The organism is Flavobacterium plurextorum, from assembly GCF_002217395.1.
Classification (GTDB): domain Bacteria; phylum Bacteroidota; class Bacteroidia; order Flavobacteriales; family Flavobacteriaceae; genus Flavobacterium; species Flavobacterium plurextorum.
Genome location: NZ_MUHD01000027.1, coordinates 83,539 through 109,384 on the forward strand (window position 1 = coordinate 83,539; position 25,846 = coordinate 109,384).

Below are 25,846 nucleotides of genomic sequence, written 5' to 3' on the forward strand. Positions count from 1 at the left end.
TCGCTCGAGTCACGAATTTCTACGAATTAAATTATTCAAATGAATAATCAATTTACTTAATTAGAATAAAAAATTTAGTGTCAATTGGTGACAAAAAAACAAAGTCTTTTACACCTTAAAAATTAAATTCTTTTTGTAGAAAACCCATAAAATCAATGACCAAAAAATGGCATACGAGATTGCATAAGCAAGTGACGAATTCATTGGATTTTCAAAACACGGCACAATCCAAAATTTGTAAATTAAGGTTTGAAGATTGATTTCTTCTCCAGTTAAATCTGGGCTTTGCATTTTTATCGAACTCATTACTCTAGGAATCACACCAGAAAAGTAAAATACAATCATTGGATTTACACCCCAGATCAAGAATAGTTTTGTCCATTTTTTATAGTTGGCAACATCAATAATATAATACAGCAAGGTTAAGCATATTGTTGCAATTCCGGCCGTATACAAAACGTATGAACTTGTCCAAAGCGATTTGTTTATTGGGAAAATAATATTCCAAAGTAAACCAAGAGCCCACAAAACAATTCCTGAAATTGCCAGTTTTTTTATGATTTCAGTTTTAGAAATTTGTAAGTTTAAAATCTGTCCAATAAACATTCCAAGGATTCCTGTGCCAATAGCTGGCAGCGTGCTTAAAATTCCTTCAGGATCCCAAGTTTTAGATACGCTCCATAAATGTCCATTTAAAACTAAATTGTCTAACCATGCCGCAAGATTAGTCTCTTTTTCAAAATTGGCAGCGCCAATTCCGGGAACGGGAACAAAAGCCATTAAAATATAATAACCCACTAATATCGAAGCAAGAACTAAAAGTTGTGATTTTAAATTTGTTTTCAAGTACAATAACGAAGCGAAGAAATAAACAATACCAATTCGTTGAAGAACGCCTGGAATTCTAACATCTTCAAAAGCTTCTAATTTGCTGTAAGCAAGAAAAATCATCAACGTAAAAATTCCAAAAACAAGATACGTTTTAACCTTTAAAGTAAAGTTTCCTAAAAGAGCATAAGCAACGGCAAAAGTTATGGCTAATCGAATGAGTAATAATGGGATTCCTTCTAAATCAAATAAGTGTATCCTGCTGAAAAAGTTTAGAGATAATCCCAAACAGAAAATTCGAAGAGAACGAACCAAAATTTTATTGAATACAGCTGCATCAAAATGCTTTGTTGGCATTGCAAAAGGTATTGCAGTTCCCATTATAAAAACAAAAAAAGGAAAAACTAAATCTGTAGGAGTGCAGCCGTGCCATTCAGCATGTTCTAAAGGCGGATAAATAGAAGCCCAGCTTCCAGGATTGTTGACAATAGTCATTAATAATATTGTAAATCCTCTAAATACATCCAGTGAGGTTAAACGTTCTTTTGTCATTGGGTTGGTTTTGGGTTCTGTTAATTATTTAAAAGGGAAACTTTTAAAGCTGCTGTACGGACACAATTATAAAAAGTAACACGGATTGCACTAATTGTCACTAATTTGTTTGTGAAATTTGTGTTCAAATTGTTTTATAATATTTGTGTTCATACGGTAGACTTTTAGAGTGTTTGTTTATGATGGAAAAGAAATTTTTCCCATTGATACTGATGGAATTCTTTTACGGGATCCAAAATCAGAGTTTCCTCCAGAAACTGTTTCGTTTGCTAAAATGGCAAATAAGATTGCTTCTTTTGCATCGCCCGAAATTCCAAGCGAATCAGTATTAGTAAAAGTACAAGACAGCAGTTCTTTCAGCCAGCCTGTCAACAACGGATTATGAGCGCCTCCGCCAGACATATAAATAGTAAAACTTTCTATTGGATAAGTTGTATTACTGATTGTTGAATTTATGGCTTCTGCTATCGTTTCAGCACTAAATCGGGTTAATGTCGCTAATAAATCTTCAATAGAAATATTTTCTGTACCGCTTTTAGTTTGCGCATTTCTCACATATTCAATACTAAAAAGCTCTGGACCTGTGGTTTTTGGAAATGGCGCTTGAAAAAAATCATCAGCTTTTAAAGCTTCTAAAAGAGATAGATTTACAGTGCCTTTTTTTGCAATTTCAGCATCTTTATCATACGCTTTATCAGGAAATGAAAGTCTGGTAAAAGCATCAATTAAAGTATTTCCAGTTCCTGTATCCGTTACAAAAACTTCTTCGGGATTATGATTGGAAGGTAAAAAAGTAAAATTGGCAATACCGCCCATATTTAGCATAATGCGATTTTCGCCTTTTTTACTAAACAGAAAATAATCTCCATAAACAGCTAACGGTGCACCTTCGCCGCCCGCAGCTATATGTTTTTGTCTAAAATCTGAAATGGTTAAGATTCCAGTTTTTACAGCAATATGATCTCCATCTCCAATTTGTAAAGTACCGTTTGTAAAATTTTCCAACTGGTGTAGAATTTTTGGAGCATGAAAAACGGTTTGCCCGTGCGAGGCTACTAAATCAACTTTTGAAGTTGGGATTTTCCAACGATTTAAACAATCGAGAATCATATTAGCATGAAGAATTCCGATCCATTCATTTAATAAAACTAGTTTCTGAAAATCAATAGTAGGTTTTGCAAATACGCTTCTGATTTCTGATTTTATTTCTTCTGAATAATCGACTGTATCAAATTCTAATAATTGAACTTCAGTGTTTTCTCCAGAACCAGTAATTTTGCACAAAGCCACATCTAAACCATCCAAAGAGGTGCCAGACATTAGCCCAACAATAATTCGGGAAGGCTTTTTTGCGATTTCATACAGTGATTCTAAATTTGCATTCATAATTTTTACTTTTAAAAGTGCATTAAATATACTTTTTTAAACCATGTAAGTATTATAAGTTTACTTAAGCAGTATTTTGAGAAAACTCTAAAATGAACTTATATTTTTTATATGGTTAATTTATTACAGATTTTATTTAACCTTTTGATTTTGTATAAGTAGAACTTTTTTTATTTGATAACAGCGTCCTGAATTATCTTTTGAATATCTTCTCTAATTTTTCCTTTAGATAATTTATTCTCGTCATTTACAACTTCTGGATAAGTTCTATTGGATAAAAATACATAAACAATTTCTGTTTCTGGATCAACCCAAGCTATGTTTCCTGTAAATCCAGTATGACCAAAACTCGCCTCAGAAACACAACTGCAAGTTGGTCCGCCTTTTCCAACTCTTTTGTCAAAACCTAAACCTCTCTGAATTCCTTTGTCTTTGTAATAGCAAGTATTGAAAGCATTAAATGTCTGTTCAGAAAAATATTGTTTACCGCCGTAATTTCCTTTTTGTAAAAACAGCTGCATCATTTTGGCAACATCCATAGCATTAGAAAAAACTCCTGCATGACCAGCAACTCCGCCTTCCATAGCGGCAGCCATATCGTGAACATATCCTTGAATAAGCTGATGTCTAAAATAAGTATCAATTTCAGTAGGAGCAATGCTGTTTTTATCAAATTTATTTAACGGATTGTAAAGTGTATTATTCATGCCAAGTGTACTGAAAAAGTTTTCTTTACTTAGATTTTCAAGCTTTTTATGTGTTTTCTTTTCTAAGTATTCTTTTAAAATTATAAAAGTAAAATCACTGTATTTGTATTCTTTTTTTACGGCTACTGGACTTTTTGCAATGATTTTCATGATGGTATCGTGATAATCATCTCGAATAAAAAGGCTGTCTGCAACTTTTGTCGAAAACTTAGAATCAGCTGTTTTGCGATAGTATTTTGCAGAAGGTTTACCATCGTTATCAAGCGTTGCTTTGTAAAACGGAATCCAAGCCTGCAGTCCGGCGTAATGCGTTAACAAATCTTTGAAAATTATGTTTTCTTTATTTGTTTTTGCAAAAAACGGAACCATATCTTTTAGTTTGGTATCTAAAGTCACTTTGTTTTTATCATACAATTGCATCACATTTGGCAATGTAGAAATCATTTTCGAAATGGAAGCAACATCATACAAATCTGAATTGGTAACCTTTTTTTGATTGTCATAGGTTTGATAACCGTATGATTTCTGAAAAAAAACTTTTCCTTTTCTAGCAGCCAATACTTGCATTCCAGGAGTCATTTTTCCGTCAATTGCTTTTTGAGCAATCGCATCTATTTTAGATAAAACAGCAGAATTCATTCCCACATTTTCTGGAGTTGTAAATCCTAAACGGTTTGTTTTTTCCGTTGATAAACCGTCATTTACCTTAAACGAATCATTAATCGATACAGGCAGTTTTCCTTTTGCATCGACAGCACCAAATAATATTTCTGCAGAAACAACTTGACTTATATTTGAGTTTTGATATGAAACAACTAGTCCTTCAATATCATCAAAATTAGTAACAGGCAATAATGAATATGGTTTTGTAAAAATGTCCAAAATCACTTTGTTGTGTTTAGCGATTTCTTGCAGCCAAAGCAATTCAGTATCAGTGAAATTCTGCTTTTCCCAAGTTTTATTTAGTTTATGAAAGCCGATAATTACAGTATCGTAATTTTTTAGTTCTTGATTTAAACTGTCAATATTAGTATTTGATACTTCTGTAATTTCAGTGTATTTTTTTAAAGTAGTTACAAAAGTGCTGTTAACATCATCTCCTAGTTTTACATACGCTATTTTTTGATCTAGGTTTTTGATGGGTAGAATTTCTTTTTCATTTTTTAAAACGGTAATCGCATTTTCGTAAAGTTTATAATGCAAAGCGTCATTTTGCGTCGGATTAAGATCGTTATAAATATTATTCATATCGATCGGTTTGTACTTGTTTAATCCGGCTTTAAATTTATAATGCAATATTTTTTTTACGGAATGTGCTAAACGTTCTTCAGTAATTACACCTTGAGCATAAGCTTCTTCTAATTTTTGAAAAGCTTCGGGTACATTATCAGGACCAAGAAAAATATCATTTCCGGCAAGAAGAACAGCTATTTCTAAATCTCCGGGACCTTTAAAATCAGTTGCACCTTTCATTGCCAAACCATCAGTAAAAATCAAACCGTTGAAGCCTAATTCTTTTTGAAGCAGATTGGTTACAATGTTATAAGAAGCGGAAGATGGAATATTAGATTGCGGCTCTAAACTTGGAATGTTTAAATGTGCCACCATTACAGAAACTAAACCTTCGTCGAAAGTTTTTTTGTACGGATATAATTCAACCAATTCAATTCGTTCTTTCGAAAAATCAATTAGAGGTAATGCTTTATGCGAATCTACAGAGGTGTCACCATGTCCTGGAAAATGTTTTCCTGTACAAAAAACACCTTGACCTTGCACGCCTTTCATCAAAGCAATGGCTCTGTTGCTTACATTGACTTTGTCTTCTCCAAAAGAACGGTTGCCAATAATTGGATTTTTCGGATTGGTATTAATGTCTAAAACAGGAGCAAAGTTGAAATGAATTCCGATACGTTTGTTTTCATTCGCCATATTTCGTCCAACATTCTCAATTAAACTCAAATCCTGAATAGCTCCCAAAGTCATATTCCAAGGATAAATATAAGTCGAATCTAAACGCATGCCCAATCCCCATTCGCCGTCAATAGCAATGAATAATGGCACTTTTGATTTTGACTGATACAAGTTGGTTAATTTTGCCTGACGAACTGGCCCACCCTGAAAAAAAATTAATCCGCCTACTTTATAATCTTGAATTAAGGTGCTGACTTCTTTTGTATGTACGGAATCTTTATTAGAATAAGCGGAAATCATAAAGAGCTGGCCTATTTTTTCTCTCGCCGACATTTTATTGTAAATACTATCAACCCAAGCCGTTTCTTTGTCGGAATCTTTAAAAAAAGTTTTTTTCTCAGATGCGGCTTTTGGTTTGTAAACAACGGTATCTTTTAAAGGAATATCTGTTTTTACAGTTGTAATTGCAGTGTTTTTTTTAGAAGCACAATTGGTAATCAAAAAAAGAAATGCGGTGTATAGGCTGATTCTTATGAAGTAATTTTTCATAATATATTTTGTTTTGAACGAATAGGTTTTAATTAGCTTCTACCCATTAAAGGATGATTTTCAATGGGTGAGCTTTTATTTTATTTAGCAAATTGGGCTTGCTTTTATATAGTTTAAAAAGATATTTTCTCGCTGCTTCGTGAACTTGTCAGGTATAATCCTAAATAAGTTATTAATCCGTTTATCACTATTAATTCATTATCAAATACATATCCTGAAAATAATAATTTCGAATTTTCATTGATTAAATACGTGAACAAAGGAGAAAGTAAACATAATACTGGAACTAGTTTATCATTTACATGTCTTGATTTTTGGAACAATCCAAAAGCATACAAACCTAATAACGGACCATAAGTATAAGATGCAACTTTAAATATCATTCCAACAACTGAGCTGTCATTGATGGTATTGAAAATAATGATTACAAAGAAAATCAGAATTGAAAAACTAATGTGTACTAAATGTCTTGTTCTTACTGTGTTTTTTTTGCTGTTTTCGGCTTTGTCCATTCCTAGAAAGTCAACACAAAAAGAAGTCGTTAATGCTGTCAAAGCGGAGTCTGTTGTTGCAAAAGTAGCTGCAATGATTCCTAGTAAAAATACAATCGCAGGAACTACAGCCAAATGATTCAGCGCAATTTCAGGAAAAAGTAAATCGGTTCTAGGTTTGCCTGTAACTAAATCAGTTGGAATTGCGATTCCGTTTTTATTAGCATAAATATATAGCAAGGCGCCAACACTTAAAAAGAAAATATTGATGATTACAAAGATTCCTGTAAACGTAAACATGTTTTTTTGTGCTTCGCCAATATTTTTACAGCTCAGGTTTTTTTGCATTAAATCCTGATCCAATCCAACCATAGCGATAGTCACAAACATTCCGCCTATTATTTGTTTGATAAAATGGAATTTACTTCCCATAAAATCATCAAAAAAGAAAATTTTAGAATAGTTACTGTTTTTAACTTCTTCAAATGCTCCAACGGCACTTAAATCCATGCGATCGCAAATAAAATAGATAGTAAGAAAAACAGATGTAACTAAGAAAAATGTTTGTAAAGTATCCGTAATAATTATCGTTTTTAAACCGCCTCTATAGGTATAAGAAAAAATTAGAATTAATGACATGAATACCGTAAATGCAAAAGGAATATTGTAAAAATCAAATACAAATCGCTGCAAAACAATTACAACCAAATAAAGTCTGAAGGCAGAGCTTACGGTTCTGCTTATCAAGAAAATAGAAGCTGCCGTTTTGTAACTGTAAACGCCCATTCTTTGCTCAATATAGCCATAAATAGAGGTTAAATTCATTCGGTAATACAGCGGTAATAATAATTTTGTAATTATTAGAAAACCTATAGCATTACCCAGAACAAACTGAAAATATTTAAATTGTTCACCGCTTACCGCACCAACTTCTCCGGGAACCGATATAAAAGTTACTCCAGAAAGAGCTGTACCAATCATTCCAAAAGCTACTAAGTACCATTTAGAGTTTTTATTAGCCGTAAAAAAAGCATCATTTCCACTGTCTTTTTTACTCACTTTATGCGAGATATAGAATAATGTTCCGAAATAAATGATAATTAGGAGGAGGATTGTACTTGGTGTCATTTTATAGCTTTAGTGGTTTTGGTTTTATGAATAGCGAGAAATAAAGTTTAAAAAATAGTACTGTTTCGCAGATTAAACCTAACAGACTATAAAAGCTGTTAGGTTTAGATTTAAACTTTTATTGTATAAATCTATAAAAGATTTGAATGGTTTGGTTATTAGATTTCCAGATTTTTATTTTGAGCCAATAAAACTGCTCTTACGCTTTTGTGTTTTTTCAGCAAATCTGAAGCTGTTTTTTCATCAATCTGAAGTTCTTCAACAATCATTTCTACACCTCTTTGAACTAACTTTTTGTTAGACAACTGCATATCGATCATTTTGTTGCCGTAGATTCTTCCCAGTTTAATCATAACTGATGTTGAAATCATGTTTAAGACTAATTTTTGAGAAGTTCCTGCTTTCATTCTGGTACTTCCTGTCAAGAATTCTGGCCCTACAATTAGTTCAATAGGATGATCTGCTTGTTTAGAAATCAAGCTTCCGCTGTTGCATGAAATACTGCCGGTTACGATTTTGTTTTCACGTGCTTTTTTCAATCCGCCAATAACGTAAGGAGTATTTCCAGAAGCTGCAATTCCTATTACTACGTCTAAACTCGAAATGTCGTAGGCAGATAAATCTCTCCAGGCTTGATCAACATCGTCTTCGGCATTTTCTACCGCTTTTCTAATAGCAGAATCTCCACCAGCGATAATACCAATAATCCAATTGTCTGGAACTCCAAAAGTAGGAGGACATTCTGAAGCATCTAAAACTCCAATTCGACCTGATGTTCCTGCTCCAATATAAAAAAGTCTTCCGCCAAGTTTCATTTTTGTAACAATCGCATCGACTAATTTTTCAATATTCGGAATTTGTTCTTCAACAATAGCTGCTATTTTTTTATCTTCATTATTTATATTTGAAAGCAGTTCGTTGGTACTCATTTTATCTAAATTTGAGTAAAGAGATTCTCTTTCTGTATCTGGATTTGCTTTTGACATTTTTGATTTTTTTTAATTTTTAATTTTTCTTTACTGCATTAAAATTTATTGGTAGATCAGATATTTCATTCTCATTTTTTTGAAGGCTTCTAAATCCTTCACCCAGCTTTTTCTGATATTTTCTTCAGAAGTTCCGCTTTCAATTTGTTGTTGTAATTTCTTAGTTCCCGCTAGTTTTGTGAAAAAAGGATTAAAGAATTTAGTTTTATCACTGGTATTTTGGTACGCTTTAATCAGCCATTTCAATTCCAGTTGTTTTAACTTAGGATAAGTTGTCAAATCTTCGCCAAAACATTCGACACCATTATAGACTGGATCTTTGGCTCCAAAATTTGGTTTTGGAGTAAAACTGAAATTTGTTTTTGTCAAGTAAGGCGAGCCATAAATTTGAAATTGTTTTTCGGTTCCGCGTCCCATGCTTACGTTCGTTCCTTCAAACAAACACAAACTTGCATACAGATTTATAGATTGATCGTTTGGTAAATTCGGAGATGGTTTTGCTAATAAACTATAATCCATTTTTCGATTATAATTAACGCAAGGAATTACGGTAAGTTTGCATTGAGCTCCGTTTTTAAGCCATTTTTCTCCATTGATCATTTTTGCATATTCACCAATAGTCATTCCATGAAGCAGCGGAATAGGATGCATACCTACAAAACTGGTAAATTCTTTTTCTAAAAGAGGACCGTCTACAATTCCGCCATTCGGATTTGGTCTGTCCAGAATTATAAGCGGAACATTGTTTTCTGCGCAAGCTTCCATAACATAATGTAAAGACGAAATATAAGTATAGAATCGTGCGCCGACATCTTGTAAATCAAAAACCATCACGTCGATTCCAGATAATTGTTCTGGCTTAGGTTTTTTGTTATCTCCGTAAAGAGAGATAATGGATAATCCCGTTTTTGAATCTTTTCCGTCAACTACATGTTCACCCGCATCAGCAGTTCCTCTAAAACCGTGTTCTGGTGCAAAGATGGTTTGAATGTTTATTTTTTTCTCTAATAGAAAATCTACTACGTGTTTTTTGTTGGATAAAAGACCGGTTTGATTGGTAACAATGCCAACTTTTTTATCTTTTAATAAAGGAATGTATTTTTCGAAATTATCAGCTCCTGTTTTAATTTCATTACTGATATCATTGATTTTATTTTTAATAATTTCTGTTGACGAATTTGCATTCGATGCATTCGAAACAATTAAAAATAGAATAAAAGTGATTTTTTTAAAGGCTTGAAACATAATACAAAAGTTTAAATTACTATTAAAATTACGTTTAATAAAGGAGAAAAAATAAAATAAGATAATTAAATCGAACCACTTTTTGATTGAAGTGGTTCGATTTTTAAACTTACTTATTTGTTATAAAAGTAACAGATGGTGCATTTAAAGTTGCAGTTGGTAATCCGCCGATAATTCCTCTGCAATAGATTGTGTAAACTCTTCCTGCTCTAGGAACAAAAGCAGTATTTGCCGGTGAATTGGCAAGGTTTGCAATTGTTGTTCCTGTAGTTGTTCCTGGAACATTTGTTGGAGAACCTGCAACACGAACCTGCAATTGATATCCTCTTGTATCTATTGGGTCTTGCGGCTCAATAGCAATGTATTTTTCGTTACCGCCCTTAAATGTTACATTTCTATAGGTATAAACTTCTTTTGTAGTAACTGGCGTTGCACCAATAGTTGATGTTTCTTTAAGTAATCCTAAATCATAACCTGCAGGAGCCGAATTACTGATAACATTTATAAAACGAATATAGGCTTTAGTTTTGTCTAAATCAGCAACAGCCAAATCGTCGTTTATTTGATAAAGAGAATATACCGGCGGCGTAACAGACGGCGGTGTTGATACTAAGAAACTCGTATAATATTTTCCTGTTTCAGTAGCAATATTTCCATTGAAAATGCTGACTGCAGGAGTTGCAGGCGTCAAAACGCTTAAAGGTTGTGTACCCGGTTTCATCAAAACATAATTGATTGGCACTGGATATTGAGCGCCATAACTCATCCCGACTGGCACTCCGGTTGTAGCACTTACAGCCGAAATTTTTTCAGTTCCTGTAAAGTAATTAATCTGAAAATTAGTTCCATTTGGACCAACAGCTGCGTGAACAAATTTTACGTTAGAAGCATTTGCAATTCCGTCTTTACTCTGATAAGGAGTCTGGTCGTTTTCGTCGCCGCAGGATGTAAATGCAAGTACTCCAAGAATTGGAATAATTGACTTTTTTATGGTGTTAAATATATTTTTCATCTAATAGATTTTTAGTTTTTAAGACATTAATTTTTAGAAAACCACATTTCTTTAGTATGGTAATCTACCTTATCAGCTCCAATCGCTTTTAAAGCATCAAAATTCCAAACATATTCTGAGTTAAATCTCGGACGAACTCTGTATGGTAAATTTCCATTATTGTCAACAAATAAACCTCCGTTTGGCACAAAATTCATTGTCCTGTAAATATCTGCGTTATAATGATATTTACGCAAATCTGTCCAAGTTTCTAGCATACCGTAACCAAATAAAGCTACATATTTTTGAAGCATGATATGGCTGATTGTCAAGTTTGCAGCGGTTGGAACGATATTTACATTGGTTAAGAATGCTGTTTTTTCAGCAGCCGTAATAGTCGATGTAATAGGGAAAATTGTACTTACAACAGTATTTGTATTTACAAAATCAATATTAGCATCAATTGCTTTTTTGTAAGCATCTAAAGCCATGGCTTTGTCTCCTTTTATAAAAGCAGCTTCAGCTTTAATAAACTGAATTTCTGAATACGTCATTAAAGGGAAATTCGCTTTATCTCTAAAAAGATATCTTCCCGGAGTTGTAATAGTTCCCGCAGTATATGTTCCATAAATATTTGGAATTCTGCTTACGTTTGTTGCAACTGTTGAAGCTGTAGTATTTAACGGGTTTCCATTAAAAGTATATTTACTCGGATCTGGATTTGTAGAAGATGCTGGAGCTAATTCAGATTGACCTACTGACGGCACCAAAACTCTAGAAATTCTAGGATCTTTTGTGCCTCCAAAAAGACTTCCGTCCATTGTTCTCACAGCAAAATCAGTTTGACGATAAGTATTGAAATTATTTCTTCCAGGACCGTAAAAATTGATGTCTGCAGAAACAGTTCCGTTGTATCTAATTAAAGCATTATCTGCATTAGAAGCCAATGATTTATCACAATACTCAATTACTTTATCTGGGTTGTAAGAAGCTTTATTGATTTGATTGTTTAAGTTTCTAGCCAAAACTCCGTAAGCAAACTTAACCCATTTAGTACGGTCTCCGCCATACATTTTATCTCCGCCGGCAGTATAAGTCTGAGAAACATTTCCATCTGTACGGTTTAAATCTGTTAAACCTTCATTCAATAAACGAACCACTTCAGCATATACTTGTTCCTGAGGAACATAATCAAAAGAAAGACGCGAAGTAAAAACTTGATCAAAATTAATTAATTCAGAATGATAATCAGTTGCAACCTGCCAAGACCAAGCTCTGATTACTTTTGCAATTCCAGTAATATCATGACGTTGTTCTGAAACTGCTTTTTCCTGTAATTTAGTTAAGTTTAAACCAATAGAAAAATACGCCATTTTCCAGATTTCACCACCTGTATCACTATTTGATTGATATCCAAAACGGTCCCATTCACTTCCTACAGCGCCAGCAGTAGCCGTACTGAAATTTTGAGTGTATCGTCCTAAACATCTGTTGTCAAATTGTAATCCTACAGCCATTTGCTGTTCGATTGGAGACATTAAAGCTGGTGCTGAAACATCAACAGGAAAACTTGGATTTACGTTTATATCTTCTAAGTCGTTGCAAGAAATCATTGTGGCTACAAGACCTAATGCGGCTATATATGTTTTAATATTTTTCATTGTCAATTAATTAAAGTCCGATTTTTAATCCTAAGTTCAAACCTCTAGGTGTAGAAACTACTCCAAAGTCAAAACCTGTTCCTCCAGCACCTCCAGTTGAAGCATTAGTTCCATTAACCGAAGGATCAGCTCCAGTATAATTTGTAATGATAAAAACATCGGTCATTGTTACATAAAGAGAAAGTGCGTTAATGAATGTTTTTTTCAATATTTCAGAAGGCATTTGATAGCTTAAAGTAATATCTCTCATTCTTAACCAGTTAATATCTTTTTCGATAAAATCAGCATCGATAGCACCAGTTCTGTAATATTCGTTTTGAACACTTGGTCTTACTGGAATATTGTTTTGTGTTGGAGTGGCTGAATTTTCTAAACCATCTCTTAAAACACCTTTTACAATTCTTGTTTGTTCACGATCTAAAGTTTTAGTCGACAAACCGTTTTGGTACAAATAGAATTCAGTTCCGTTGTAAATATCACCACCTTTTCTTATGTCTAACAAGAATGATAAACTAAGATCTTTGTATGTAAAAGTGTTTTGCAAACCAAGCATAAAATCAGGATTTCTATCTCCAATAATTTTAAAGTTTGGATCTTTTAAAGCGTAACCAGTGTTTGGATCAATTAAAGGGTCACCTGCATTATTTCTTAAATAATCATTTCCTGTTAAAGTCGTTAACGGATTTCCAACTGTAACTCCGCCGCGAACATTTCCGTAAAGCCAAGTATCTGAAACATAGTATTCAGAAATAACAGAAGGAAGATTTAATAATTCAGAGCGTGTTTTACTGAAGTTAGCACTCACATTCCAAGAGAAATTATCTTTTTTAATTGGTGATGCGTTTAAAGTAATCTCTAAACCTTGGTTTTGTAAATCTCCAAAGTTTGCAGAAGTTACAACAAATCCTGTTCCGTAGCTTAAACGCATATTTTTTAGAATTGGATCGATTGTTTTTGTGCTGTAAACAGCAACATCTAATCCAACACGGTTGTTAAAGAATTTTAATTCTGTACCCAATTCAAATGATTTACGGAATTCAGGTTTCAAGTTCGCATTTGCTCCTGTAACACCATACGCATAACCACCATCTGTAGTTAATTGCGGATTGAAAACAGGTTGTGCAGAATAAGGAGAAGGAATATTAGCAGCTTCTGCATAAGAAGCTCTCAATTTTCCGTAAGAAAGTATTTCTTTGTTTTTCAATCCGTTTAAGTTTGTGAAAACGAAACTCGTTGAAACAGAAGGATAGAAAAACGGATCTGGTAATACAGAAGTCCAGTCTTCACGTCCAGTTAATGTTAAATAAACAGTTTTGTCATAATCTAAACTCACCTCAGAAAAGAAACCAATAATTTTGCTTTGAATAATTCTCTCTTGAGATCTTTGCGTTGTAGCATCAGTATTATTGATAGAGTAGAAGTTAGGATCGAAGAAACGGCTTCCTGTTGTAGATAAAATTTTGTAATCATTATCATTAACAGAATTACCCACCATAAGTTTGGTATTGAATTTTCCGAATGACTTTTTAGCAGTAACTAATAAAGTAGTGTTTAAATTACTGGTATTAGAATAGTATGATTCAATATAACCTCCAGGAGTAATTCCTGCAGCAGATTCTGGATGAATAGCTCTGTAACCTTGAGCAGAATTCACATCCCAGCCCACACGGCCAGTTAAGTTAAGCCAAGAAGTTGGGTCGTAAACTAATCCAACATTGGTAACAAAACGGTTATTAAAATCTTCAGATAAGTTTTTGTTTACATCCCAGAACGGATTATCAGTTTCCGTATCTAAAGCACCGCTTGTAATTTTTCTTCTTGTGCCGTCAGTGTTTAAGTAATTACTTGCATCATCATTTGTCGGCCATGTTAAAAGCGAAAGTAAATATCCTGCATCTCTTACACCTGGAATTTGTACAGCAGATCCAGCTCCTTTTGCCGCTTTTTGATTGTCTGATTTTGTAAAACTAAAACTAGCTTCAGATCTTAATTTTGAAGATATTTTTGCAGTAGCATTTAAATTTGCAGTCAAACGGCTGTAACCTGTATTTGGCACAACACCTTCTTGCTCTAAGTTAGAAAGAGATAATCGGTAAGTAGTAGTTTCTGTACCCGCTTCAAACGAAAGGTTATGATTGGTTGAAACTGCAGTTTTGAAGAAATTTTCAACATTATTATAAAATTGAGTTCCCGGTTCGTAAGCCGTTCCAAATTGTCTTCTATAGTCTGGGTTGTTTACACCATCAGAACCTCTTTGATATACTTTTTGAGTTTCTGGAAAACGGTATAAATTATCGAATCTTGTATTTGTAGAATAAGTAAGTCTTCCAACACCTTTTTTACCTTTTTTAGTAGTAATTACGATTGCACCATTTCCAGCCTGCATTCCGTAAAGTGCTGCAGCCTCAGGTCCTTTTAAGATAACCACAGATTCAATATCGTCTGGATTAATATCTGCACCTCTATTGGTATAATCCTGAGTTCTGTTTGGAGCATTAGAAATAGTTAAACCTTGATCCATTGTTTCGTTGCTTACAGGTAAACCATCTACAACATACAAAGGAGAGTTGCTTCCGCTAAGCGAATTTACTCCTCTTAATTGAATCGCTGCCGAGGCACCCGGTGCACCAGAAGTACTTGTTACATTTAAACCTGCAACACGACCTTGTAATGCAGTAGCAAAGTTAGGACGTTGTGTGTCTGCAATTTCTTTTCCTTTTACTTCCTGAACAGCATATCCTAAAGAAGATTTATTACGTACAATACCCATCGAACCAACAATTGTTACATTGTTTAATGTTTGAGCGCTTTCAGAAATAACAATTTTTAAATCATTTCCGTTTACAATAACTTCTTTGTTGTTAAAACCGATGTAAGACACTTGAAGAACATCACCTTGACGTGCTTTTATCGAAAAAGTTCCATCGGCAGCTGTTGAAGTTTGATCCTTAGATCCCTGCACTAAAATGTTTGCTCCCGGTAATGAGTTTCCACTACCATCTGTGACTTTACCTTTTACGGTTGAATTTTGGGAATAACCTGCGAGTATTCCGAAAAAGAAAAGTAAAAGAACTAAATACTTTTTTTTCATATTGGCTTAATTGTTTTGGTTAGAATGGCGAAATTTAGAAAATATTTTCAAATAAATGCGGGATTGTGTATTTTTTTTCAAAAAATTATTCAAATACTGCAAAATAACGCATATTTTAGATGTTAATTGTTTCTGATTTTATTTTTTAACCCTCAAAATGCAGACTATTGCGGTTTTCTGTAGAAGATCTTCTTGCAATTGAAATATTTGATATATTTGTGTTGAATTTTAACATTCATAAAATATGCTGAAAGCCGAGAGACATAAATATATAATGACTAAGCTCATTGAAGAACAGAAAGTTGTCACCACAGATTTGGCTTTGGCTCTGGATTTGTCAGAAGATACAATAAGAAGAGATTTGAATGAATTGGACAGTAAAAAACTGCTGGAGAAGGTGTATGGCGGAGCTGTTCAGGTTACAGAGAAATCTGTTGATCTTTTTAATATTGCAATATCTGCCGAAGAAGAAAAGAAAAAAATTGTTACCAAGGCATTGTCTTTATTGCATGATGACCAAGTTATTATAATGAGCGGAGGAAGTACAAATTTGGTTTTTGCAAAATTAATTCCTTCAGATTTAAAGGCAACTATTTATACGTACAGTTTGCCAATCGCAATGCAATTGTCGCAACATCCAAATATTGATTTAATATTTATTGGCGGTAAAATGCAAAAAAACGCAATGGTTACTATTGGTATGGATGTGATTCAGGTTGTGTCTAAAATTAAAGCCGATATTTGCTTTATTGGTGCCAGCAGTATCAATATTAAACAAGGTCTTACCGAGATTGGATATGAGATTTCAATTGTTAAAAAAGCGATGATAGAGGCTTCAGATAGAGTTGTTTCAATGTTTTCTTCAAATAAGTTAAATACTAAAATGCCGCACGTAGTTTGCGATCTTAATCAATTAGATACAATTGTTACAGAATTGGATCCTGAAGATGAAAGGCTGGAGGAATATAGAAAATCAGGTGTTTTTATATTATAACTAATTTTTTACTTTGTTTAATTTGCATTATGTTGCATTATCTTGATTTTATTTTGTTAAATCACGCAAAATAATGAAATCGGTTTGTTTTTTGTATATATTTGTTAAACCAAAAAAGTTTAACCAATAGAATAGATTATGAAAACCAGTGCTTCTTTGACTTACGATATACCCGGAAAATTTGAAGAAACCCGATTTGAAAAAAATCACAATGTAATTTTTGAAAGTTCAATTGAAGCTTCAAAAATTGTTGCTCATGAAATTGCTGATTTAATAAGATCGAAACAAGCGAGTAATGAATCGTGTGTGCTTGGTCTTGCGACAGGTTCTTCGCCTATAAAAGTGTATGAAGAATTGGTGCGTCTGCATAAAGAAGAAGGATTAAGTTTTTCTAATGTAATCTCTTTTAATCTGGACGAGTATTATCCTATGAGTAAGGAGAATCGCCAGAGTTATCATTATTTCATGCATCAATATCTATTCAATCATATTGATATTAAACCTGAAAATGTAAATATACCAGACGGAACAATTGCAATAGACGAACTGAATCAGTATTGCGTTGATTACGAAATGAAAATAAAAGATGCCGGCGGATTAGATTTTCAGCTTTTAGGAATTGGCCGTACTGGACACGTTGGTTTCAACGAGCCAGGTTCTCATATCAATTCTGGAACTAGAATTATTACCTTAGATCATATTACAAGAGTCGATGCTTCATCAGATTTCAATGGTATTGACAACGTTCCAAAAAGAGCAATCACCATGGGAGTTTCTACAATTCTTAGATCAAAAAGAATTGTACTTATGGCTTGGGGACAAAACAAAGCTTCGATAATTAAAAGAACAATTCAAGGCGAAATAACATCAGAAGTTCCTGCAACTTTCCTGCAAAATCATTCAAATGCTACTTTTGTATTAGATAAATTTTCAGCATCAGAATTAACCCGATTTGAAACTCCATGGTTAGTTGGAGAATGTACTTGGACTGAAGAATTAAAAAGTAAAGCAATCGTTTGGCTTTGTAAAGAAACTAAACAATCCATATTAAAACTTACAGACAGAGATTATAACAATCACGGAATGTCTGATCTTTTGGCTCAGGAAGGTTCAGCTTACGATTTGAATATTAACATGTTTAATATCCTGCAGCATACTATTACAGGATGGCCGGGAGGAAAACCAAACACAGATGATTCTCATCGCCCGGAAAGAGCCAATCCAGCTAAAAAACGAGTTATCCTTTTTAGTCCGCATCCAGATGATGACGTGATTTCTATGGGAGGAACTTTTTCAAAATTAATCAAACAAGGACACGATGTACATGTTGTATATCAAACCTCTGGAAATATTGCCGTTACAGACGATGAAGCACTTAAATTTGCTGAAGTTTGCAACGATTTTGCAGGAGAAAATCTCCCAAACGATATCAATTTTAAATCTGTAATTGAGTTTTTGAACAACAAATCAGAAAACCAAATCGATTCTCTCGAAGTTAGAAAACTGAAAGGATTAATTAGAAGAAGAGAATCTTATGCAGCAACAAGATACATCGGACTAAAAGATGAAAATACACACTTTTTAGATCTTCCGTTTTATGAAACAGGACAAGTCAAGAAAAATCCATTAGGACCAGAAGATATTGCCATTGTAAAAGAAATTATCGCTAGAATAAAACCACATCAGGTATTTGCAGCAGGAGATTTAGCAGATCCTCACGGAACGCATGAAGTATGTTTAAACGCGATTTTTGCTGCCTTGAAAGAATTGAAACCTGAGAAATATATGGATGACTGCTGGTTGTGGTTATACAGAGGCGCTTGGCACGAATGGGATATTCATGAAATTGATATGGCCGTTCCGCTTTCTCCATCAGAAGTACTGTTGAAACGTCATGCCATTTTATACCATCAATCTCAAAAAGACCGAGTTATGTTTCAAGGAAATGATTCGAGAGAATTTTGGGTAAGAGCCGAAGATCGTAATAAAAACACGGCAGTTTTATATGATGAATTAGGATTGGCAGAATACGAAGCTATCGAAGCTTTTAAACGTTTTGATTATTAATAAATACAAAGATTAGGATCAATACCCAAACAGGCTTTTAAAGCCTGTTTGGTATCCAACTTTCTAAATTACTCGAACAACCAATTATCAAATAATGCCTGATTTACTCCAATTACAACAATTATCTGATTCGCTGGAAGGAACTCTTTTTTATGATGATCTTCATAAAAAACTGTACGCTACAGATGCTTCTGCTTATAGAATTATGCCAGAAGCTGTGGCTATTCCTAAAACCGAAGAAGATATTGTAAAAATCATTCGCTTTGCTTCACAACATAATATCTCAATAACACCGCGAACCGCAGGAACTTCTCTCGCAGGTCAAACTGTAGGAAATGGAATTATTGTAGACGTTTCGAAACATTTTACCAAAATTGTCGCTTTTGATGCCGAAAAGAAAACCATAACAGTTCAGCCCGGAGTAATTCGCGATGAATTGAATTTATATTTAAAACCTTATGGTTTATTTTTCAGTCCAACTACATCAACTACAAATCGTTGCATGATCGGCGGAATGGTGGGGAATAATTCATCAGGAACAACCTCGATTCGTTATGGCGTTACCCGAGATAAAATTGTTGAGATAAAAGCAGTTTTAAGTGATGGAAGTATTGCTGTTTTTAAAGATTTGTCTTCCGAAGAATTTATAGAGAAGACAAAAGGCGATTCGCTTGAAAATAAAATCTACAAAACGATTTACGACGAACTTTCCAATAAAGAAAATCAGGATGAAATCAATAGAGAATTTCCAAAGCCTGAAATTCACAGACGAAATACAGGTTATGCTATTGATGCGCTGTTAAAATCAGAATTATTTTCGGGAACAGAAAGTACAATTAATTTAGGAAAGTTACTTTGTGGAAGTGAAGGAACTTTGGCATTTACAACCGAAATTACTTTGAAAGTTGACGATTTACCGCCAACAAACAGTATTATGGTTGTGGCACATTTTCATACGATTCATGAAAGTTTAGAAGCTGTGGTTACAGCAATGAAACATCATTTGTACACTTGCGAAATGATGGATGATACCATTTTAGATTGTACTAAAACCAATAGAGAACAATCTAAAAATAGATTTTTTATTGTGGGAGAACCAAAAGCAGTTATTATGCTTGAAGTAGGATCACATATTAGTATGGAAGATGCCGAATTGCAGGCTGATGCTTTGATTAAAGATCTTGAGGATAATAATTTTGGTTATGCTCTGCCTAAAATTTACGGGGCTGATATTGATAAAGTAAATGAGGTTCGAAAAGCAGGTTTAGGACTTTTAGGAAGTATTGTAGGCGATGATAAAGCGGCCGATTCTATTGAAGATACCGCAGTTGAACTTAGCGATCTGCCAAATTATATTGCCGATTTTGCGGCGATGATGGAAAGACACGGACAAAGTGCCATCTATTATGCGCATGCTGGAGCGGGAGAATTGCATTTGCGTCCGAAGATAAACTTAAAAACAAAAGAAGGATTACACCAGTTTAGAAATATATCCACGGAAGTCGCGCATTTGGTAAAAAAATACAGAGGTTCATTAAGCGGTGAACACGGTGACGGAATTTTAAGAGGAGAATTTCTGCCTTTTATGATTGGGGATAAAAACTATGAACTGCTGAAACGAATAAAAAAAGCATTTGATCCCAACACTATTTTAAACGTTGGAAAAATTGTAAATGCTTCTAAAATGGATGAAAATCTTCGTTTTGAAGCGGGAAGAGTAGAACCAGAAATTAAAACGATTCAGGATTTCTCTGATAGTTTAGGGATTTTGAGGGCTGCCGAAAAATGCAACGGTTCTGGCGACTGCCGAAAATTGCCTTCGGCGGGAGGAACTTTGTGTCCGAGTTATCGCGCTACTCGAAATGAAAAAGATACGACTCGTGCCAGAGCAAATGCGCTGAGAGAATATCTAACCCATTCTGAAAAAGACAATAAATTTGACCACGAAGAATTATATAAAGTGTTTGAGTTGTGCGTGAGCTGTAAAGCCTGCGCCAGCGAATGTCCAAGTAATGTTGATGTAGCAACTTTAAAAGCAGAATTTTTATACCAATATCAAAAAGCAAACGGATTTTCTGTTCGCAATAAAATTTTTGCTTTCAACTCGAAACTGAATAAGTTTGGAAGCATTGCTCCATCAATGACCAATTTTGTTGCTAATTTACCTTTGGTTAAAAAAAGTATGGGAATTGCACCCAAAAGACAAGTACCGCTTTTAGCACCAAAAACTTTTAAAAAATGGTACGAAAAAAATAAAAAAGAAGCAGAGACCAATTCATTTAAAAATGGGAAGTTACATCTTTTTTGCGATGAGTTTACCAATTATTATGATGTCTCAGTCGGAATTGATGCTTATGAACTTCTGACCGCATTAGGTTACGAAGTTATTATTACAGATCATGAAGAAAGCGGAAGAGCCTTTTTATCAAAAGGTTTTCTAGAAGAAGCGCAGGAAATTGCGAATAAAAATGTGAATATTTTCAAGGATTTAATTTCTGAAGATATTCCATTAATCGGAATCGAACCATCGGCAATATTGACTTTTAGAGACGAATATCTGCGATTGGCAAAAGATAAAGAAAGTGCCGAAAGACTGTCGAAAAATGTTTTTACTGTCGAAGAGTTTTTTAAAGCAGAAATTGCAAAAGGAAAAATTCATTCTGGACAATTTTCGGATACAGAAAAAACGATAAAGATTCACGGACATTGTCATCAAAAGTCATTAAGCACCATTGAAGCTTCTTTTGCAATGCTGAATGTACCCAAAAACAGCACGGTTACAATTTACAATTCTGGCTGCTGCGGAATGGCGGGTTCATTTGGTTATGAAAAAGAACATTACGAAATTAGTATGCAAATGGGAGAGGATACTTTGTTTCCAAAAATTCGTGCAACCGATTCAAAAACGGCAATCGCGGCTGCAGGAACCAGCTGCCGTCATCAAATTTTTGACGGGACAAATAGAAAAGCAATGCATCCAGTAACAATTTTAAGAGATTGTTTGAAATAATTTTTTTATAAATTAAACCTAATGAGTTAAATAATACCAAGTTTTATGAAAAAAGCAATCTGTACTTTACTTCTTTTAATCGTATTTTTTTCTGCGAAAGCGGCTAAAATTGATACGATTCAAGTTTTTAGTGCTTCGATGAATAAGAACATAAAAACCTGTGTAATTGTTCCTGATGGATATAAAAAAAGCAAAAAGAAGTTTCCAGTCGTGTACTTGCTTCACGGATACAGCGGGAATTATGCAACTTGGGTAAAAAGTTTTAAAGAAGTTGGCAGGCAGGTTGATCAATACGGTTTTATAGCAATTGGTGTCGACGGAAATTATTCAAGCTGGTATTTTGACAGTCCGATAGATTCTGCTTTCAAATATGAAACTTATGTAATCAATGAATTAGTTCCTTTTATAGATAAAAAGTACAAAACAATTGCAACTCGCGAAGCCAGAGCTATAACTGGTTTAAGCATGGGCGGACATGGAGCTTTGTATTTATCTTTTAAACACCAGGATGTATTTGGTGCAGCAGGAAGTATGAGCGGCGGAGTAGATTTTCGTCCGTTTCCTGATAAGTGGGATATCAAAAAGCGACTTGGTTCTATAACCGAATTTCCTGAAAATTGGGATAAAAATACGGTTACCAATATGCTTGATTTGGTAAAAGACAACCATTTAAAATTGATTATTGATTGTGGTGTCGATGATTTTTTTATCGATGTAAATCGCGAACTGAATAAAAAAATGCTGGCGTTAAAAATAAATCACGATTATATCGAGCGTCCCGGGCAGCATAACATAGAATATTGGGAAAACTCTTTAAAGTTTCAATTGTTGTTCTTTAATAATTTTTTCAATGAGAAAAATAAAAGTTAAGTAAGAGATTGTGTGTTGTGATTTTGTAAAATAAAAAAGAGCGCATAAATTTTGGTTGGTTATCCTAACAGGTTTTCAAAACCTGTTAGGTTTTTTAGCAACGAATTAATCTAGCTAAATCTGTGTAAAAAACAGCCACTGATTAAAAGGATTTTTGTTGCCGCTAATTACACGAATTTCCACAAATTAAATCTGCTTTATCCGCCAAATCTGCGTAAAAAAAATAGCTACTGATTAAAAGGATTAAAAGGATTTTTGTTGCTGCTAATTACACGAATTTTCACAAATTAAATCTGCTTGATCTGCGAAATCTGCGAGAGAAAAACAGCCACTGATTAAAAAGATTAAAAGGATTTTTGTTGCCGCTAATTACACGAATTTCAACAAATTAAAATCTGCTTGATCTGCTAAATCTGCGTGAAAAAAAATGCATAAAGATTAAAAGACAAATTAAACATAACTTAACGAACTTTGTGTGAATTTTTAACCCCGTTAGTTATCGAGATTGCGGTTAAATTTTTCAACGACAAATACAACTATACTAAATAACCCAAAATAGTACTTATGAAAAGCCTAAAAATTTTAATGCTGATACTGCTGTTTCAAACGAAAACTTTCAGTCAGGAATCACCAAAAAGAGAAATGCGTGCCGCTTGGATATCGACTGTAGATAATATCGACTGGCCATCTAAACCAGGATTATCAGACAAGCAGATGAAATCTGAAATGATTACCATTTTGGATAATTTACGATCTAATAATCTGAATACTGTAATTTTTCAAATTCGCCCAACTGCCGACGCTTATTATAAATCGACAAAAGAACCGGCATCGCATTGGATAACCGGAACTCAAGGCGTTGCTCCAGGATTTGATCCGCTGCAAATGATGATTGATGAAGCGGGAAAAAGAGGAATGAATGTTCATGTTTGGCTAAATCCGTATCGCGTACAAAAAGATACAGTTAAAGAAGTGTTGGCTAAAACTCATTTGTATTTTAAGAAACCAGAATTATTTTTGACGTATGGGAAATCGAGATATTTTAATCCGGGTTATAAAGAAACCAGAGATTTTGTTGCTTCAGTAGTCGGTGAAATAGTTCGAAATTATGACATCCAAGCGATACATATGGACGATTATTTTTATCCATACAAAATCGAGGGACAAGAGTTTCCAGATGAAAAAGCTTTTGCAAAAGAGCCAAGACAATTTAGAGATAAAGACGATTGGAGAAGAGACAATGTCGATTTAATCATCAAACAAATTCGAGATACCATAATTGCCAATAAACCGGAAGTTGAATTCGGAATTTCACCTTTTGGCGTGTGGCGAAATATTGCAAAAGATTCAGATGGTTCTGATACTAGAGCAGGAGCGACTAATTATGACGATTTGTATGCCGATATCTTGAAATGGCAGAAAGAAAACTGGATCGATTATATAACACCGCAATTGTATTGGCACATTGGTTTTGACAGAGCTAATTTTGAAGTTTTGGCAAAATGGTGGGCAGCGCACAAATATGGAACTAATGTGTATATTGGACACGGAGATTATAAAATTTCAAAAACGGCAAAGGAACCAGAATGGAGAAGTCCGGATCAAATTGTAAAACAGATTGAAATGATTCGTACGATGCCTCAAATAGATGGTTCGATGCATTTTACAGCAAACTCATTTCTTAAAAAAGGAGATACATTAAGAAATGCTCTTATTGAAAAACAATACAAATACATTGCCTTAACGCCCGAAGCGAACAGAATTACAAGAATAAAACCGCAACCGCCGACAAATGCTGTGATTGCTCAAAAAGGTGATAAAGCAACACTTACATGGAAGGCAGGAATTAATGATAAGAAATACGTAATTTATAGATTTCCAAAAGGTAAGATAACCGATTTTTCTAATGCTGTAAATATTTATTATGTAACAACAGCTGTAAAATTAGAAGTTCCAAATGCTGCTTTAGAAAATTATGTATATGCTGTTTCCGCTTTAAGTCAGACGCAGACAGAAAGTGCTCCAGTCGAATTTATAAAGAAATAAAATAATGAGAAAAAGTGTATTACTGATTGCTGTTTTTCTGATTTCCTTAGGCACGATACAAGCACAGAAATTTGAGTCGGTAAAAGTAGAACGAAACGAAGTTTATATCGATTCGATGATGAATCATGCGCTTGAAAAAGGTTTTTTTCCGGGAGCACAGATTATCGTAGGCACAGGAGATTTTAATTTGATATCCAAAAATTACGGTTATCATGATTATACTAAAAAACAATTAGTAAAAACAAGCGATGTTTTCGATTTAGCTTCGATGTCTAAAGTTTTAGGTGCAACGCTTGTTACCATGCGTTTGGTTGGAGAAAACAAAATAAAGCTTACAGACCAAGTAGGTAAAATTGTTCCGTTTTATAAAAACACTGCAATTGCCGATTTAACGCTTTTTGAATTACTAACGCATACTTCGGGATTAACGCCAAGTATCACTTTTTATCAAGCCTTGCTTTCTACACCAGATAATTCGCCTTTATTGAGCAGTCAAAAATCCGAGCAATATGTTGAGTCTTTTGATAATATGTATGTAAACAAAAACATTGTTTACGATTCAAAATATCTTGTTTTTGAGCCAAAGCAAAATTGGATTCAGATTTATAAAAACATGTGGCTGAATCCAGAATTTTATCCGTCTGTTTATGAAAGGATTGCGAAGGCAAATACAAATCCGAGAGGGAAATATTTGTACAGTGATTTAAACTTGCTTTTGGTAAAACAAATGATCGAAGCAAAAACAGGTTCAAAATTAGATCAATTGACAAATGAAATTTATACTGAATTAGGAATTTCGAAAATTGGATATAATCCGCTAAAATGGACTTCGATAGAAAATGTAATGCCAACTGAACTAGATAATTTTTTTAGAAAAGACACTATTAAAGGATATGTTCATGACGAAGCGGCTGCTATTTTTGGCGGTGTTTCTGGTAATGCTGGTTTGTTTGCAAATGCAGAATCGATTGCTGTTATCTGCAAAATGCTTATGAACAATGGAAATTATAAAGGAAAACAAATTCTAAAATCAAAAGTGGTAAAAGAATTTACAGATTCTCCTCTTGCCAAAGAGGGAATTTACCGTGGACTTGGTTTTGATAAACGTAAACCAGATGAGTTTTTTAAAGCGAATGATTTTGGACATACGGGTTTTACAGGAACTTTTTTCTTTATGAATCGGGATACTAACCGGTTTTTGATTATTTTGACCAATCGCGTAAATCCAACAAGAACAAACAGGTTAATGTATAAAGATGACTTTAGCACCAAAATTTGGAGACAAATCAACAAATAAAAATAGTTTGCCGCGAATTACACGAATTAAATCTGC

The 25,846-nt window shown here is 33.9% G+C and carries 15 protein-coding genes; 6 read left to right on the forward strand and 9 right to left on the reverse strand.

Going from position 1 to position 25,846, the window contains the following annotated elements; translation table 11 throughout:
* Positions 1-108: 108 nt before the first annotated feature.
* The 9 genes from B0A81_RS14180 to B0A81_RS14220 all read right to left on the reverse strand — a co-directional run bounded on the left by B0A81_RS14180 (position 109) and on the right by B0A81_RS14220 (position 15,526).
* On the reverse strand, positions 109-1,380 hold the full coding sequence (locus tag B0A81_RS14180; RefSeq protein WP_089058653.1) for an acyltransferase family protein: 1,272 nt from the start codon (positions 1,378-1,380) through the stop codon (positions 109-111).
* Between the two features lie 177 nt (positions 1,381-1,557).
* Positions 1,558-2,766 carry an anhydro-N-acetylmuramic acid kinase gene (locus tag B0A81_RS14185; protein ID WP_089058654.1) on the reverse strand — a complete coding sequence of 403 codons (1,209 nt, stop codon included), beginning with the start codon at positions 2,764-2,766 and terminating at the stop codon, positions 1,558-1,560.
* 170 nt (positions 2,767-2,936) lie between these two features.
* Complete coding sequence (locus B0A81_RS14190) at positions 2,937-5,933, reverse strand: glycoside hydrolase family 3 N-terminal domain-containing protein (protein WP_089058655.1); 2,997 nt, start codon at positions 5,931-5,933, stop codon at positions 2,937-2,939.
* A 113-nt stretch (positions 5,934-6,046) separates the two neighbouring features.
* Complete coding sequence (locus B0A81_RS14195) at positions 6,047-7,552, reverse strand: sodium:solute symporter (RefSeq protein WP_089058656.1); 1,506 nt, start codon at positions 7,550-7,552, stop codon at positions 6,047-6,049.
* Positions 7,553-7,710: 158 nt separating this feature from the next.
* The gene (gene murQ / locus B0A81_RS14200) at positions 7,711-8,538 is read right to left on the reverse strand and encodes an N-acetylmuramic acid 6-phosphate etherase (RefSeq protein WP_089058657.1); all 828 of its coding nucleotides are present in this window, start codon (positions 8,536-8,538) and stop codon (positions 7,711-7,713) included.
* Between the two features lie 45 nt (positions 8,539-8,583).
* The gene (locus B0A81_RS14205; RefSeq protein ID WP_089058658.1) at positions 8,584-9,783 is read right to left on the reverse strand and encodes an exo-beta-N-acetylmuramidase NamZ family protein; all 1,200 of its coding nucleotides are present in this window, start codon (positions 9,781-9,783) and stop codon (positions 8,584-8,586) included.
* A gap of 109 nt (positions 9,784-9,892) precedes the next feature.
* Positions 9,893-10,795 (reverse strand): DUF4397 domain-containing protein, encoded by a 903-nt coding sequence (locus B0A81_RS14210; protein WP_089058659.1) that lies wholly within the window; start codon positions 10,793-10,795, stop codon positions 9,893-9,895.
* A gap of 26 nt (positions 10,796-10,821) precedes the next feature.
* Complete coding sequence (locus tag B0A81_RS14215; protein WP_123922187.1) at positions 10,822-12,435, reverse strand: SusD/RagB family nutrient-binding outer membrane lipoprotein; 1,614 nt, start codon at positions 12,433-12,435, stop codon at positions 10,822-10,824.
* Between the two features lie 10 nt (positions 12,436-12,445).
* A complete protein-coding gene (locus B0A81_RS14220) occupies positions 12,446-15,526 on the reverse strand; it encodes a SusC/RagA family TonB-linked outer membrane protein (RefSeq protein WP_089058661.1) in 3,081 nt (1,026 codons plus the stop codon).
* 244 nt (positions 15,527-15,770) lie between these two features.
* Between B0A81_RS14220 and B0A81_RS14225 the strand changes: the two genes are divergently transcribed.
* The 6 genes from B0A81_RS14225 (at position 15,771) to B0A81_RS14250 (ending at position 25,810) form a co-directional block, all read left to right on the forward strand.
* Entirely contained in the window at positions 15,771-16,520 is a 750-nt protein-coding gene (locus B0A81_RS14225) for a DeoR/GlpR family DNA-binding transcription regulator (protein ID WP_089058662.1), read from the forward strand.
* Positions 16,521-16,658: 138 nt separating this feature from the next.
* Positions 16,659-18,587: a glucosamine-6-phosphate deaminase gene (gene nagB, locus B0A81_RS14230; protein ID WP_089058663.1), complete on the forward strand. Its 1,929-nt coding sequence runs from the start codon at positions 16,659-16,661 to the stop codon at positions 18,585-18,587.
* 94 nt (positions 18,588-18,681) lie between these two features.
* Complete coding sequence (locus B0A81_RS14235; RefSeq protein WP_089058664.1) at positions 18,682-21,597, forward strand: FAD-binding and (Fe-S)-binding domain-containing protein; 2,916 nt, start codon at positions 18,682-18,684, stop codon at positions 21,595-21,597.
* A gap of 45 nt (positions 21,598-21,642) precedes the next feature.
* Positions 21,643-22,467, forward strand: a complete 825-nt coding sequence (locus B0A81_RS14240; RefSeq protein ID WP_089058665.1) for an alpha/beta hydrolase — start codon at positions 21,643-21,645, stop codon at positions 22,465-22,467.
* A gap of 564 nt (positions 22,468-23,031) precedes the next feature.
* Complete coding sequence (locus B0A81_RS14245) at positions 23,032-24,513, forward strand: glycoside hydrolase family 10 protein (RefSeq protein ID WP_089058666.1); 1,482 nt, start codon at positions 23,032-23,034, stop codon at positions 24,511-24,513.
* 4 nt (positions 24,514-24,517) lie between these two features.
* On the forward strand, positions 24,518-25,810 hold the full coding sequence (locus B0A81_RS14250; protein ID WP_244281431.1) for a serine hydrolase domain-containing protein: 1,293 nt from the start codon (positions 24,518-24,520) through the stop codon (positions 25,808-25,810).
* Positions 25,811-25,846 lie beyond the last annotated feature (36 nt).